The sequence below is a fragment of the Collinsella aerofaciens genome (assembly GCF_001404695.1).
In the GTDB taxonomy this organism is placed as follows: domain Bacteria; phylum Actinomycetota; class Coriobacteriia; order Coriobacteriales; family Coriobacteriaceae; genus Collinsella; species Collinsella aerofaciens_E.
Map to the genome: position 1 here is coordinate 1 of NZ_CZAQ01000024.1, position 14931 is coordinate 14931.

Genomic DNA, 14931 nt, shown 5'->3' on the forward strand with positions numbered 1-14931 from the left:
CCGAACCCGGAAGCTAAGCCCCATCGCGCCGAGAGTACTGCGGGGCCAGCCCGTGGGAGGCCAGGGCGCCGCTGACCGGTGGACGGCACCGAGCCGTCGGATGACTTGAAGAAGGGGGAGGCCTCGCGGCCTCCCCCTTTTTTGTATCTCGGGCAATTTGTCTCACATAGTAGCTGTGTTTTATAACCCTCGTTTGTCGCATCTTCTGTGAACGGGCTACAATAACTTAGTCTGTGCGATATGGAGGTGAACATGGCTGAAGCTGGTATCGGCGTTGATATCGTCGAGATTTCCCGCATGAAATCAATTCTTGAAAAGACGCCGTCGTTTGCTCGGCGTGTGTTTACCGAAGAAGAGCGTGCGTATTGTGATGCATCGTCGCGTCCCGCTGCTCACTATGCCAGCCGCTTTGCTTCGCGCGAGGCGGTACTTAAAGCTCTCGGCACGGGTTTTAGTCAAGGCGTGGGTCGCAAGGATGTTTCGGTAACGCGTGATAAACTCGGCAAACCGAAGGCTCTGCTTTCTGGTCGTGCTCTCGAAATCGCCCAGGATTTGGGTGTTGTCGAGGTCGCTCTTTCTATTACCCTTACGGGTGACTTGGCTGTCGCTAATGCCATTGCAATCACCGAGGATGCTCGACCTAAGCCTAAGGAAGAAAAGGTGAGCAACAAGAAACGCGTTGCGCAGACATTTAAAGAGGCTCGCTCTGTTTTAGATGAGCTTGAGCAGCTGCAGAATTCAGCATTGACGGAGCACTTGGGCGATGCTTCGCAAGATACGCTAGGAGCATAGATGAAACCGGTTTTGAGTACCGAAGAAGTCGTTCGTCTCGAGGATATCATCGAACGCGAAGGGACTTCGAAGGCCGAGCTTATGGAGCTAGCGGGTGAGTTTGCCGCCAACGAGGTCTTGAAGCTCAATCCCGATCGGGTTCTCGTTCTGGTCGGTTTTGGTAATAATGGCGGCGACGGTTGGGTTGCCGCCGATATCTTGAGCCACAAGGGTGTGGACGTGGATATCGTTTCTCCGGTTGAGCCGGATGAGATTCCTGCTGCTCTGGCACGTCATGTTGCTCGTCGAACTGCCGGCCGCGATGTACACGTTTGCGTCGGCCCCTCGCGTGACGAACTCGAGGTTTTGATCGATAAGGCCGATGTTGTTGTCGATGCCATTTTTGGTACCGGTTTCCACGGGAATCTGCGTGCGCCGTTCTCCATCTGGATTCCCACGGTCAATGAATGCGCCGATTGTGTCGTATCCATTGATGTCCCCTCGGGTCTGAATGCCGAGACGGGCGTTGTTGATGACGACTGCATTCGTGCCGAGCGCACGGTGACGATGATTGCGCCCAAGATTGGTCTGTATAGCGCTGATGGTCCTGAGTATGCCGGCGATTTGATCTGCGGCAATCTTTACGACCGTCTTGACGAGGTCATCGATGATGTCGACCACGCCGCCGAGATTGTCGAGCCCGGTGACTTAGTTGATTACTTTGCTCCGCTACCATCGAATATCGATAAGTATTCCCGTGGCTCCGTGCTTATTGTCGCCGGATCAGCGCAATATCCTGGTGCTGCCATTATGGCGGCCAAGTCTGCAGCTCGCGCGGGTGCTGGTTACGTGGCAGTCGCGGCTCCTGACGCCTGCGCCAATCTCATTCGCATGGCACTTCCTTCGATTCCGGTCTTTGCTATTCCGTCTGATTCCCGCGGCTCCTTTGGCGCCGCTGCGCGCATGACGGTGTGCGAGATCGCAAAGAAGTACAGCTGCGTGCTGTGCGGTCCCGGTATGACGACGTCTGCCGGCGCTATGCAGGTGGTTTCGGGCTTGCTCGAGCTTGATGTACCGCTAATTTTGGACGCCGATGCACTCAACTGCCTTGCTAAGATTGCCATTGACGGTATTGATAGTAACCCCGAGATGTATCGTCGCGAGCAGCCGTTGGTTATGACGCCGCACTATCGTGAGCTTTCGCGTCTGGTTGCCGGTGACGAGGTGAACGACCTTGGTACCGCGATTGCGGCCGCGCAGAAGGTTGTCTGGGCTGCAGGCTCCGACAATCTGGTGGTCATTGCCAAGGGGCCGACGACGGCTATCTGTGGCGTTGAGCGTGTGCTGCTGCCGCTCTCGGGTCCGGCTTCTCTGGCAACTGCCGGTTCGGGTGATGTTCTCGCGGGTATTTTGGCCGGCACGCTTGCCACCATGCGCGACGAGATGGATCGTTGGGAGTTGCTGTATTCGTACGCCGTCGCACTTCACAGCTACGCCGGTTTTGCCGCGGCGACGGAGTATGGTGAGAAGAGCGTCATCGCGACCGATCTTATCGACTTGATCGGTCCTGCCATGGAGCTGGCGGCAAAGGATGCGCTCGAAGATCTGGGAATCATGGACGAAGGGTCGGATGACTAATCATGAATAAAGCCGATTTGACGCGCTGGTCCTGGGTCGAGATCGACCGCGGGGCGCTCCGTCGCAACACGAGGGCCTATAAGAACTTGCTGAATCCGCGTCAGCGCCTGTGCTGCGTGGTCAAGGCCGATGCTTATGGTCATGGAGCTGTTGAGTGCGCCAAGATCATGTATTCGGCCGGTGCCGACATGTTTGCCGTGGCGACGGTTAACGAGGGCGTTGAGCTCCGACAGGGCGGGATTACGAAACCCGTCCTCATCCTAAGCGAGCCGCCTATCGAGGCTATTCCGACGTTGCTCGAGTTTGATATCATGCCCTCGGTCTATACGTCTGACTTTGCTCTTGCGTATGGCGAATGTGCCGTCGCGGCGGGCAAGGTGGGCAAGTATCATCTCGCCATCGAGACGGGCATGAACCGCATTGGCGTACATTACACGCAGGTGCTCGACTTTGTCCGCGGTATTAATTTCCATCGCGGTATTCAGTGCGACGGCGTATTTACGCACTTCGCCACGGCCGATGAACCTTCGGGCTGGGACTACAAACTGCAGTGTCAGCGCTTTACCGAGGCCGTTCAGGCCATTAAGGACGCAGGTTTTGAATGCGGTATCGTACATTGTGCCAATACGCCGTCCTCGATGCTCGATTCTTCAATGCACTTTGACATGATTCGTGCCGGCATCGGTTTGTATGGTCTGCAGCCATGTGAGCTGAGTGGTCGTGTGATGCAGCTTGATCCCGTCATGAGCGTCCACGCGCGTGTGACGCGCGTGGCGCATCCCGCGATGGGCGAGGGCGTGGGCTACGGCTTTACCTACCGCGTCCCGCGCACGCGCGTTCAGATCTGCACCCTTCCGATCGGTTATGCCGATGGCCTTTCGCGTACGCTTTCCAATCGTATGGACGTGCTGTATCGCGGCGAGCGTGTGCGTCAGGTGGGCAACATCTGCATGGACCAGTTTATGGTCGCCATTCAGTCCAACCCGGCGCATGAGATTCCCGAGGCCGAGTATGGTGACGAGATGATCATTGTCGGTCGCGATGGAGATGCCGAGATTACCATGGACGAGATGGCGCGCCTACGCGGCACGATTAATTACGAGGTCGCTTGCGGCTTTGGCATGCGTCTCGACAAGGTCTACGTGTAGGAGCCGCTATGGGCGTCATGCACATTCCCGGCCATAGCCATCAGGCGCCGCGTGAGGTCGCACTCGAGGAGATCGAGACCGTTCTGGGCGATTGTCACCTTTGCCAGCTTTACCAGTCGCGCCATAACATCGTGTTTGGCGTGGGAAACCCCCGCGCTCGCGTGATGTTTATTGGCGAGGCGCCGGGCCGCAATGAGGATTTGCAGGGCGAGCCCTTTGTGGGGGCGGCAGGCGAGGACCTCAACGGCATTTTGTCGCTGGCGGGGCTCAAACGCGAAGACGTCTACATTGCCAACGTGCTTAAGTGTCGCCCGCCGGGAAACCGCAATCCGCGTCCCGAGGAAGTGCTGGCTTGCTCGCCGTTTTTGCGTGAGCAGATTCGAAGCATCTGGCCCGATATTATCGTGACGCTCGGCAACCCCGCGACGCACTTTGTGCTTAAGACCGAGATTGGCATTACTAAGCTGCGCGGCAGGTTCCACCAGATGGGGCATTTTGTGGTAATGCCCACGTTCCATCCGGCAGCGGCGCTACGCAATCCGGCGTGGCAGGAGCTGCTGGAGGAAGACTTTAAGATGCTGGGCGACTATCTGGAGCGACATCCCGCGCCAGAGGACGCCTCGGAATAATAAGGAGCATATATGTCCCTGGAGCGCCTGGGGGTAGGTACTTACAAAACGACTTGCGCTGCCGATACGGAGTACTTTGGTGAGCTAATTGCACCGTGCCTTGAGGACGGCGATGTGCTCATCCTGACCGGTGGCCTGGGAGTGGGTAAAACTCACTTTACCAAGGGCGTCTCGCGCGGGTTGGGCGATGGGCATATGGTTACGAGCCCTACGTTTGCGCTCATGGCCGTCCACGATCAAGGTCGTATTCCGCTGTTTCACTTTGATCTATACCGCCTGGAGCATGCCTACGAGCTCGAGGATACGGGCATTTTCGATGTGCTGGGCTATGAGGGTGCTTGCCTGCTGGAATGGGGCGAACAATTCCAAGACGAGCTGACGGATGAGTATCTTTCGGTGACGCTCAAGCGTGATGAGGGCGACAGTGATGTGCGAACGATAACGCTCGAGGCGCACGGTGACCGCGCAATGGAGCTTTCCCATTTGATTGATAAGGCTGTACAAGATGAGCTTGCATAACGACAACGCGCTGGTGGTGGCGCTCGATACCTCGACCGACATGCTTGCCTGCGCGGCAAGCTGGATTGATGCGCAGACGGGCGATACGAAGCTCGTGAGTGGCGACCACATGTGTCGCCGTCACGCCAACGTTGAGCTCGTGAATACTGTTGATGGCGTGCTGGCTCAAGCCGGTCTGGATCACAGCGATGTTGGTTGCTACGTGGTCGGTCGCGGCCCGGGGTCGTTTACGGGTGTGCGCATCGGCATCTCCACTGCCAAGGGCCTCGCGCGTGGTGCCAATGTTCCGCTGCTGGGCGTGTCGACGCTCGATGCTTGCGCCTGGACGGCATGGAAGGCTGGCGTGCGCGGCAAGCTTGGTGTTCTTGCCGACGCCATGCGCGGCGAGGTGTACCCGGCGCTGTATATGCTGGGGGACGAAGGCCCCGAGCGTCAGTTTGAGCGTGAGAGCGTGGTCAAGGCAGCCTTGGCGCTCGATGAGTGGCGCGAGGCCACCGACTGGGATCAAATTAGGCTGACGGGCGACGGCTTGGTACGTTACGGCAAGCTTTTGCGTGAGGAGGAGACCGCCCGCTGCGTGGAGCGCGACCTGTGGTGGCCTTCGGGCGAGGGCCTGCTCCTTGCGCATGCTGCGGGCGACGGCGATCCGGCCCGCGTCCTGCCGATTTACACGCGCCTTTCGGATGCCGAGGAAAACGAGCGCAAGCGTCTTGGCCTTTCCGAAAGTGCGCACAGCGAAATTACGGGCGTTGCTGATGAGCTCGCCGGTCGTCATCTGCAGTTCCGTCCCATGGGCGCGGCGGATGCCGAGAGCGCGAGCGCGCTGGAGGCCGCCTGCTTTGAAGGTGCCGGACACGAGGCGTGGACGCCGGGCATGTTCCTGTCCGAACTAGGCGAGGACGTCGCTGCGCCGCGTAGTTGGTGGGTGGCACACGACGACGGCAAGCTGCTGGGCCTTGCCGGCGGTATGGTCGTGGACGGTGATGTGCAGATTCTGGATGTCGCCGTCGACCCGGCACATCGCCGTGAGGGCATTGCCCGCAAGCTGCTGTCGCACGTGAGCTATGATGCCCAGATGCTTGGCTGCACTACGGCTTCGCTCGAGGTCGAGGACGGTAACGAGGGAGCGACCGCGCTTTATAACGCTCTGGGCTTTACCGAGGCCGGCCGTCGCCGCGGCTACTATGGTGCCGGCAAGGACGCCATCGTCATGACGGCTCCGCTGCCCCTGGTGCTTCCGGTCGACAATGCTTCGCCCGAGCCGACGGCGGCAGAGCAGCGCGTATGGCCGCTGCCTGCGCCTGAGCGCTCCAAGGGGGAGCGTGCCGAAATTGAGCGCCGCCGCCTAGTGCTCGCTATCGAGAGTTCCTGCGACGAGACGGCCGTGGCGATTATCGATGTGGATGGCAATATGCTGGCCAATCAGGTGTCGACACAGATTGATTTTCACGCCCGCTTTGGCGGCGTGGTGCCCGAGATCGCCTCGCGCAAACACGTTGAGGTGATTGTGAGTGTCGTGGATGCGGCGCTCGAGGATGCCGCAGCATCGCTTGGTCTTGAGGGCGGAGCCATTGCCCCCAGCGAGCTTGCCGCCGTGGGCGTGACGCAAGGTCCGGGCCTGGTGGGCGCGCTCGTGGTGGGCGTCGCCTTTGCCAAGGGCTTTGCGTATGCTGCCGGCAAGCCGCTCGTGTGCGTCAATCATCTGGAGGGCCACCTGTTTGCCAACCTGTTGGCGCAGCCCGACCTCAAGCCACCGTTTATCTTCACGCTTGTTTCGGGCGGGCACACCATGCTCGTGCACGTGAAGGCATGGGGTGACTACGAGGTACTTGGTGAGACACTCGACGATGCTGTGGGCGAGGCCTTCGACAAGGTAGCCAAGGCGTTGGGTCTGGGCTATCCCGGTGGCCCCATCATCTCCAAGCTTGCCGAGACGGGCGACCCCAAGGCGATTGACTTCCCCCGTGCGCTTAACAGCAGGGGAGACTATCGTTTCTCGCTTTCGGGTCTTAAAACGGCCGTGACGCTCTACATTGAACAGGAGACCAAGGCCGGGCACACGATTCACCTGCCCGATCTGGCGGCTTCGTTTGAGGCAGCCGTCTTTGACGTTCAGTACAAGAAGGCCAAAAACGCCCTGCATGCCACCGGATGCAAGGAATACTGCATCGGTGGCGGCGTCTCGGCCAACCCGCATCTGCGCGAGATGATGATCAAGAAGCTTGGGCGTCAGGGGATTCGCGTAACGGTGCCGCCCTTGTCTGCCTGTACCGATAACGCAGCCATGATCGCGGAGGTCGCTCGCCGTAAATTCGACCGAGGCGAAATCTCGCCGTTCGATGTCGACGCCGATCCGAACATGACGCTGTAGCTGGTACGGCGCGGTCCCCGGACGGAGGGGCCGGATATAAGGTTTCCTGCTCTACAGTCCTGCGCAAGACGAAGGCCACATTAAGTGGCCTTCTTTGCGTGCGGAACTCGCGATAAACCTTATATCCGGCCCCTCCGTCCGGGGACCTTTCTGTATCGATATAGCTTCTGGGCTGGTTTGGCGTCGACAACGTCCGGCAAGGTTAACAAACCAGCGTCGAATTTCCGGCGTTCTTTAGCTGAAAGAAAAAGTTGGTGTGCGGAGCTTTGCTCCGCACATTTGGGATGGGAGCTCCTCGGGGGCGGGGCGGGCGCCTGCCGCCATATATGAACTTTATCGCGAGTTCCGCACGAACAGGAGGCCACTTAATGTGGCCTCCGTCGTGAGCAGGACTGTCTGAGCAGGAAAGTTCATATATGGCGGCAGGCGCCCGCCCCGCCCCCGAGGAGCATCTCTCAAGCAAAAACTGTCGTTCGGTAAAGTCCGAGGTCAGCGGCGTTTTATACCGAGAAATTCAAAAAAAGTTGAAAATTCATTACATATTTGCGTTGACTTTAGGTAACTAAAGTTTCATACTCCTTTTCAACCACTGGGGGATGTGAACACGCACGGATCGTTCACATCATGATTGAAGAGGATTTCTTAGACATGTTCACGCATCAGCTAAACATTATCAGCGTAGTAATTATCTGATGCGGGTTAGCACATACAGCTAGCCCGTACGATAACGGGCGGCTGATGAAGATGAGGGCCGTCGAGCGCAACCGACGGCCCTCATTTTTTATGTCTAGGAAGTTCTTTTTAGAGGAGGAAATGTAATGAACGGAGTTTTGCTCATGGTTGTGGCCGCGACGGTGCTCGCCTGCGGCTATCTGGGCTATGGCCGATGGCTGGCCAACAAGTGGGGCGTTGACAAAGAGGCCCTCACGCCGGCCAAGCGCATGAAGGACGGCAAGAGCTTCTCGCCCGTCTCCGCCTTCACCGCGTTCTCGCACCAGTTCAGCTCGATCTGCGGTGCTGGCCCTGTCACGGGTACGATCGTCGCCATGGCCTTTGGCTGGCTGCCCGTCGTGCTCTGGGTCCTCGTCGGCGGCATCTTCTTTGGCGCCGTCCACGACTTTGGCGCCCTGTACGCCTCGATGAAGAACAACGGCAAGTCCCTGGCCCAGCTCATCGAGAAGTACATCGGCAAGACCGGCCGTCGCCTGTTCCTGCTGTTCTGCTGGCTGTTCTGCATCATCGTCATCGCCGCTTTCACCGACATGGTCTGCAAGACGTTCATGTTCACCCCGGCCGTTGACGCTTCTGGTGCTGCTACCGGTGCCATCGACTTCACCAAGTCCTATGCCGCCGGCTGCGCTGGTACCATCTCCATCCTGTTCACCTTCGTCGCTATCGCCTTTGGTTGGGCCCAGAAGAAGTTCAACCTCACCGGCGCTGCCGAGTTCGTCACCGGCGTGGTCCTCATGGTTCTCATGTTCGCCGTCGGTATGCAGTTCCCGGTCTACCTGGACAAGTTCCAGTGGTTCGCCGTCGTCATGGTCTACCTGGTCTTCGCTGGCGCTATGCCCATCCAGATGCTCAAGACCCCGCGTGACTACCTCACTTCCATCATGATGATCGTCATGATCGTCTGCGCTGTCCTCGGCATCGTCGTCCTGGGCGTCAACGGTCAGGCCACTATCACCGCTCCGGTCTTCACCGGCTTCTCCACTGCTTCCGGCATGATGTTCCCGGTCCTGTTCGTCTCCGTCGCTTGCGGTGCTCTCTCCGGTTTCCACAGCCTCGTTTCTTCCGGCACCTCCTCCAAGCAGGTCGAGAAGGAGCAGGACGCCGTCAAGGTCGGTTACGGCGCCATGATCGTCGAGTCCTTCGTCGGCATCCTTGCCATCATCGTCGCCGGCATCATGTTCTCCGACATGAACACCGCCGGTACCGGCGCCCTTAACGCCGGCGTCGCTTCCACCCCGTTCCAGATCTTCGCCGCCGGCATCTCCCGCGGTATGCAGGCTTTCGGCGTTGACGGCACGCTCGCAACCGTCTTCATGACTATGAACGTTTCTGCTCTGGCCCTGACCTCGCTCGATGCCGTCGCCCGCATCGCTCGTACCTCGTTCTCCGAGTTCTTTGCCCAGACCAACGACGCCCTAGCCATCGAGTCCAAGGCCGGCTACATGAAGGTCCTCGGCAATCCCTGGTTCGCCACGGTCGTTACCCTGCTTCCTGGTCTCGCCCTCGCCTTTGGCGGCTATGCCAACATCTGGCCGCTCTTTGGTGCTTCTAACCAGCTGCTCGGCGGTATGACCATGATCACCCTCGCCGTGTTCTGCAAGTGCACTGGCCGCAAGGGTTGGATGCTCTACGTGCCCGTCGCCTTCCTGCTCTGCTGCACCTTCACCTCGCTGGTCCAGAGCGCCATGGGCTGCATGACTGCCGTTCAGCAGTTTGGCTTCTTCGGCACCATCCCGGCTACTGCCACCACGGCTGCCGTTTCCGTCGCCGCCACCAAGGGCCTGCAGCTCGTCTTTGCCGTCCTGTTGATGGTCCTGGGCCTTATCGTTGCCGTCAACTGTCTCAAGGAGTTCTTCGGCAAGGAGGCCGGTTCCATGCCCGACGAGGAGCCCGAGTGGTCCGAGATGGGCAAGGCCGAGTACGGCCGCGCCGCTGCCGCCGAGGCTCCTGCCGACGCCGAGGCTGTCAAGGCCTAGTCAGCTTGATGGACTGACCGTCCCATCCATATGACTCGGAAAGACCGGGTCCGCAACGACGCGGACCCGGTCTTTTTTCTTGCGAGAACGGGTGATGCAAGGGCGTCCTCGCAGATGTTTTGCGTGGATAGGCTCGCGCGTTGTACCATAAGGACGTATATGTGTGCATATGAAAGGGGCCCCGTGGCCAAGACGGTATATTCCGATAACCAACAAAATGTCGATGCATTGGCCGAGCGCCTGAGCAGCCAGACGTCGCTTTCTGCCGAGCGCGCCAAGCTGGTTGCCTACGACCTGCTCTGCCGCAAGGCGCTCAAGATTAAGTCGAGTGCGCTGGCGCAGATTTTCCGCTCCGTCGATAAGGAGTGCGACACCAAGGCGATGCGCGATGAGCTTATCGCGGCAAAGATCGTGACCAAGATCGAGGGTAGCGGCATTAACGGGCGCCCGGCGTTCTATACCATCAATGCCGAGATCCGCGATGCCCAAGAGCAGCCTGCCGAGTCCGTCGAGGGTTTTGTCGTCGAGGATTCCGCTGACGTGCCTGCTGTGGAAGAAGCTGCTCCGCGTGAGCATGTCGATACCGATGAGTTGCTCGATGAGAACGTCGTGCGTGCCTTTACGGCCAAGGCAGGACGCGGCGGTTTTGGTGGGGGTGGCAAGCGCGATGCGCAGCGCCGCGCCCAGCAGGAGCGCTTCCGTCGCGCCGTTGCTCAAAAGGGTGAGACGGATGCTGAGACCGTCGAGGAAAAGTCCGTCGGGATGCAGGAGCCGACTCGCACTCAAGAGCATGCTGAGATCCAGGAGCCCAAGCGTCGCCGCGGTGCCCACTTTAAGGCCGAGCAGCGAGGTATTGCATGCGAGGTCCAGGATTCCGTCGAGGCTGCTGACGCGTCCGATGAACCGGTCAAGAAGGCTCCGGGTTCATGCCGTCCCGGACGTGGTTTTGCGGGGCGCGCGTATCCCGTAAGGCATCAGGAGAAGAGCGAGCCAGCTTCGACCACTCAGGACGAGAAGGCCGAGAAGGCCGTTGAGCCGGCGGCTCGCGAACAGAAGCCTGCTGAGCCGCAGCTTGAGGTTGATGTCGAGGCCAAGGGCCAGCAGCCTACTGATGAGCAGGCGGAGCAGGGCACGTCGAGCAAGCCTCGCCGCCGTCGCCATCGTGGGGGCCGCAGTTCCCATGCCGAGACTGCAGCCGAGAGGACCACGCCGCAGGACGAGGATGCGAAGGCCGAAGTTTCTTCGGGGCAGCCTAAGCGCCAGCCGGCGAAGGAGAGCAAGTCCGATCGTCCGCAGAAGCAGGCGTCTATGCCGAAGCGCGAGCGCAATTCCCAGGGCGATTCTAAGCGCAAGTCTCAGAAGAAGCCGGAGTCTGCCGCAGCAGATACTGCTGCCCGGCAGCCCGAGTCGGCCGTTCACGGCGAGGTCTCGGCGTTTGCCCTTGCCCGCGTTTTAGGCAGGCAGCTGCTCAAAGTTGTCCCTACGCCCACGGCGCTCTCTAAGATCAAGGAGCAGCAGACGCAGATCGTAAAGGTTGAGGGCAAGGACGGCAAAAAGGCTCCGCAGCGCACTCAGCACAACGAGATGTCCAACCGCAAGATTGCCGAGGAAATCGCAATCATCCAGGCTTGGATCGAGCAGAACCGAGGTGCCGATACGCCGGTTGCCTCGCGCCGCCAGCGTGCCTACCAGATCTTTAACGACGAGAAGGCTTTTGACGGCAAGCACGGTGAGCGCCTGATCAGACGTATGACCGAAAAGGGCATCAGCATGCAGGCGATCAAGGTCGCCCCCAATCGCCCCGTGCACTTTACGGGCTTCTTTACGCTGGGTGCCGACAAGCCGTTCATTATGGTCGAGAACCTGGATACCTATGACGAGATCGTCAAGCTCCTGCGCGGACGCAAACATGCCAAGCTCTTTGGTACCAAGGTGGGCGGCGTGATTTTTGGCGGCGGCTGCAAGGCAAGCGTCTCGCACGCACTGGATGATTATCTGGCCGAGATTGGCTATCGCTTTAACTACGTCTACTACGTGGGCGATATCGATCGCGAGGGCGCGCGCATCGTCGAGCAGGCTCGCAATGCCAATGTGGTTGAGATTCGCCTGCATGCCGGCATGTACCGCGCCATGCTCGCCGAGCATAAGCGTCGCGTGAAGGCCGGCGGCGAGTGCGAGCCCGCGGCTGCCAACCAGGGCGTGCCGCAGAACCTGGCAGCGACGATCAAGGATCTGCCCATGGTCACGCGCGTGCAGTTCCGCAACGTGCTGCGCGAGGGCGGGCGCATTCCGCAGGAGATCCTGATGACCGCAGACTATCGGGATGGCGACTCGGGAAGCTTCGACCGCATGCTGAACAATTAGATTCCGCCGTTCTACCGAACGGCGGACTTCTTGACGCTGCGAGGGACCCTGGCACGGCAATCTGACGTTCAACTTCGGCGGCGCGACCAGAAGGTCAGCGCCGCCTTGTTTCACGTCACCTTGCCATGCCAGGGCCCCTCTCGCTGTCACGTCCAAAACATCGAGGTCATGTGGCCTTCTCTGCGTGCGGAACTCGCGACAAACTTAATGCCCGGCCCGTCGGGGCCACACGTCATTTTGTAGATTACGGCTCGCTTTTCGGAACGGGGCTGATATTTCTTGATGCGAGGCACTCTCGGCTGATACGGGGCGGAGGGATTCCGCGTCCGCCTTTTCGGCGGCCGCGCCCCGCTGCGTCGCTTCGCTCCTTGCGTGCTGCGCTGGAAAACACTTCGCGTTTCCTCAGCTCTGCACCCTTACGGGTTCGAATCCCTCCGCTTGCTCACAAGAAAAGCCTCCCGATCGGCTATGCGTTCGAGAGGCTTGTTTCTTTGGCTGGGACGGAGGGATTCGAACCCCCAACAGCCGGCACCAAAAACCGGAGTTCTACCGTTGAACTACGTCCCAATGTGTAGTGTTGCCCAAAAGCAACTCGTTTAGTTTACCTAATCTGCGAGGGCATCGCAAACGCCATCGAGCAGGCGTACGGCGAGTGTCTGCGCGTCGCTGGCCGTGAAGGTGCCGTTGTAGCGCGTCATGCCCGTGAGCTCAATGCGAATGCGAGCCGGCTTCTGCTGCGCGGCGACATTGGCAGTGCGGATGCGCTGGGCCAGGTTGTGGCACTCGGCGAGGGCAATCGTGGCGCGCGGTGCGGCGTCGGCGGGCAGCTCGTCGCTTGCAATCTCGAGCACCAGGTCAACGTCGGTTGGGACCTCGGAGTCGCAGAGCATCATGCCGCTGTTGTCGGTCGTTGCCGTGGCGATATTCCACATGCGCGACGCAACACAGCGTGCGATGGGGTCCTCGCCGATAACGGCAATCTGGAAGCGCTCGAGCACGTTGGCGGCGCGAGCAAAACCGATGCGGGACTCGGCTTCGGTGACCGAGGGCTTGCCCTCCCACACATGGTGCAGGCGGTTGATGTAGGCGTAGGTGTCCTGGAAGGCCATGCCGTCGGCAAACAGGCCGACATTTTCCTGGAACTGCTGCAGGGCGGCCTCGGTATGCGGACCAAAGTAGCCGTCGTCTTCGCCACAGGCAAAGCCCAAAACGTTGAGAGCGCGCTGCAGGGCCTGCACATCGGCGCCATGGAAATTGGGCATGCGCAGATAGAGAGTGCGGTCGCCCAGCTTATACGAAGCGTCTACAAGGGCGCTCCAGCAGGGGATATCGACGGCATGACCGGCAGCAAGGCCGCTGTCGAGCCTGAAGGTGCTGACGGCCTGCTCAGTGGTGGCTCCAAAGTACTTGTCGGTGACTTCGGCGGCATCAATCGTGTAGCCGAGCTGCAGGAGACGAGACTGCACGTCCTCGACGGCTGCTCCTTGCATGCCCGTTGTAATAGGTTCCATGAACGAACCCCTTTCGGCGTACCATTCGTACTATTTGAGCGTCTGTCGGATAGACAACGCAAAGGGATGCATAAACATGCACTCAACAGTGTAGCAAGTTGTGCCAAAATACGCTGCTGACAGGTTTTATAACCCCCGTTAGTTAAGGCGCTCCACAAAGAAATCTGCCATGGAGAGGAACAGCTCGCGTGCGTGCGGATCAAGCTCAACGTTCTCGATGGCCGCTTTGGCCTTAGCGGTCAGGTCGAGCGCGTAAGTGTGGGCGTAATCGATGGAGCCGGTCTCTTGGAAGATCTCCACGGCGCGTGCGAGCTGCGCGGGATCATCGGTGCCCGAGGAAAGAATCGCCTCGACCTCGTCGTGGTAGCGCTCATCAGAGAGGGCATGTACGGCGACAAGCGTGCGCTTGCCCTCGGTGATGTCGGTGCGGAAGTCCTTGTTGGCGGCTTCCTTAGTGCCGACAAGGTTGAGCAGGTCGTCCTGAATCTGAAAGGCAAGGCCCGTGTGCAGGCCAAAGGCGCGCAGCGCTTCGATTTGCTTATCGCTGCCGCCGCCGATAATGGCTCCGGCGGCAAGCGGCGTGGCTCCGCTGTAAAACGCGGTCTTGTGCGTTGCCATGTCCAGGTAGTCATCAACCGAGATATCAAAGCGCCCGTCACGGACCCAACCCAGGTCGAGTGCTTGACCCTCGATGGTGCGGACGATCATCTCGGTAAGCTCGTGGAGCACGCGCAGCTTCACGTCGGACTCAAGCGTAGGGTCGTCGAGAACCGTCTTGGTGACCATGGTGAGCGCCAGGTCGCCACAATTGATGGCAAGGCCCGTGCCCTCGGTAAGGTGCATGCAAGGCTTGCCGCGACGAAGCTGTCCGTTGTCGGCGATGTCGTCGTGGATCAGCGCGCCCGACTGGAAATGCTCGATGGCTGCCGCGGCGCTGCGGGCGCTCTCAAAGCTGCCGCCCACTGCGGTTGCGGCGAGCATACAGATAAGCGGGCGGTGGCGCTTGCCGGCGTTGGCCGTAAAAGCCGAGAGCGGCGCATACAGGTAGCGCTCGATATCGGCAGAGGTCGCCTGTCCGTCAAAGAACGTGGCCAGATAGTCGTTAATCTGGTCAAAGTGCTGGGCTAAAAAGCTGGTAAACGGACTGGACACGGGTTCTCGCATTCTTTCTTGGGTTACATCGTTGCGGTGTGCAGATACCATATTGCCACATTGGAGTTGCCGGCGCGTCTGTTTTGGCGATTTGGAGAAACGGGACGCGTGCGCGTGCCG

Annotated in this window: 10 protein-coding genes and 1 tRNA gene; 8 read left to right on the forward strand and 3 right to left on the reverse strand. The window is 59.7% G+C overall.

Annotated features, from left to right (window positions below; all coding sequences use genetic code 11):
* The first annotated feature begins 252 nt into the window (after window positions 1-252).
* The 8 genes from acpS to AQ996_RS06780 all read left to right on the forward strand — a co-directional run bounded on the left by acpS (window position 253) and on the right by AQ996_RS06780 (window position 12148).
* The gene (acpS, locus tag AQ996_RS06745) at window positions 253-792 is read left to right on the forward strand and encodes a holo-ACP synthase (RefSeq protein WP_055252164.1); all 540 of its coding nucleotides are present in this window, start codon (window positions 253-255) and stop codon (window positions 790-792) included.
* On the forward strand, window positions 793-2409 hold the full coding sequence (locus AQ996_RS06750) for an NAD(P)H-hydrate dehydratase (RefSeq protein WP_082435564.1): 1617 nt from the start codon (window positions 793-795) through the stop codon (window positions 2407-2409).
* Window positions 2410-2411: 2 nt separating this feature from the next.
* Window positions 2412-3557 carry an alanine racemase gene (gene alr / locus AQ996_RS06755; protein WP_055252165.1) on the forward strand — a complete coding sequence of 382 codons (1146 nt, stop codon included), beginning with the start codon at window positions 2412-2414 and terminating at the stop codon, window positions 3555-3557.
* Between the two features lie 8 nt (window positions 3558-3565).
* On the forward strand, window positions 3566-4186 hold the full coding sequence (locus AQ996_RS06760) for a uracil-DNA glycosylase (protein ID WP_055252166.1): 621 nt from the start codon (window positions 3566-3568) through the stop codon (window positions 4184-4186).
* A 12-nt stretch (window positions 4187-4198) separates the two neighbouring features.
* Entirely contained in the window at window positions 4199-4705 is a 507-nt protein-coding gene (tsaE, locus tag AQ996_RS06765) for a tRNA (adenosine(37)-N6)-threonylcarbamoyltransferase complex ATPase subunit type 1 TsaE (protein ID WP_006235849.1), read from the forward strand.
* Complete coding sequence (gene tsaD, locus AQ996_RS06770; RefSeq protein ID WP_055252167.1) at window positions 4692-7076, forward strand: tRNA (adenosine(37)-N6)-threonylcarbamoyltransferase complex transferase subunit TsaD; 2385 nt, start codon at window positions 4692-4694, stop codon at window positions 7074-7076. Before tsaE ends, tsaD begins: the two co-directional genes overlap by 14 nt.
* Window positions 7077-7894: 818 nt before the next feature.
* On the forward strand, window positions 7895-9784 hold the full coding sequence (locus AQ996_RS06775) for a carbon starvation CstA family protein (protein ID WP_055252168.1): 1890 nt from the start codon (window positions 7895-7897) through the stop codon (window positions 9782-9784).
* A gap of 183 nt (window positions 9785-9967) precedes the next feature.
* Window positions 9968-12148 (forward strand): hypothetical protein, encoded by a 2181-nt coding sequence (locus tag AQ996_RS06780; RefSeq protein WP_055252169.1) that lies wholly within the window; start codon window positions 9968-9970, stop codon window positions 12146-12148.
* Window positions 12149-12640: 492 nt separating this feature from the next.
* Here the strand turns inward: AQ996_RS06780 and AQ996_RS06785 are convergent.
* The 3 genes from AQ996_RS06785 to AQ996_RS06795 form a co-directional block, all read right to left on the reverse strand.
* Window positions 12641-12715: transfer RNA gene (locus AQ996_RS06785), tRNA-Gln, on the reverse strand.
* A gap of 38 nt (window positions 12716-12753) precedes the next feature.
* Window positions 12754-13659, reverse strand: a complete 906-nt coding sequence (locus AQ996_RS06790; protein ID WP_172674627.1) for a peptidoglycan-binding domain-containing protein — start codon at window positions 13657-13659, stop codon at window positions 12754-12756.
* A gap of 138 nt (window positions 13660-13797) precedes the next feature.
* Window positions 13798-14811, reverse strand: a complete 1014-nt coding sequence (locus AQ996_RS06795) for a polyprenyl synthetase family protein (RefSeq protein ID WP_055252170.1) — start codon at window positions 14809-14811, stop codon at window positions 13798-13800.
* Window positions 14812-14931: the final 120 nt, after the last annotated feature.

Bases quoted from the DNA above. Each gene is read 5' to 3' on its own strand.
- AQ996_RS06790 (WP_172674627.1), bottom strand. From the start codon at position 13,659: ATGGAACCTATTACAACGGGCATGCAAGGAGCAGCCGTCGAGGACGTG.
- tsaD (WP_055252167.1), top strand. From the start codon at position 4,692: ATGAGCTTGCATAACGACAACGCGCTGGTGGTGGCGCTCGATACCTCG.
- AQ996_RS06750 (WP_082435564.1), top strand. From the start codon at position 793: ATGAAACCGGTTTTGAGTACCGAAGAAGTCGTTCGTCTCGAGGATATC.
- alr (WP_055252165.1), top strand. From the start codon at position 2,412: ATGAATAAAGCCGATTTGACGCGCTGGTCCTGGGTCGAGATCGACCGC.
- AQ996_RS06775 (WP_055252168.1), top strand. From the start codon at position 7,895: ATGAACGGAGTTTTGCTCATGGTTGTGGCCGCGACGGTGCTCGCCTGC.
- acpS (WP_055252164.1), top strand. From the start codon at position 253: ATGGCTGAAGCTGGTATCGGCGTTGATATCGTCGAGATTTCCCGCATG.
- AQ996_RS06760 (WP_055252166.1), top strand. From the start codon at position 3,566: ATGGGCGTCATGCACATTCCCGGCCATAGCCATCAGGCGCCGCGTGAG.
- tsaE (WP_006235849.1), top strand. From the start codon at position 4,199: ATGTCCCTGGAGCGCCTGGGGGTAGGTACTTACAAAACGACTTGCGCT.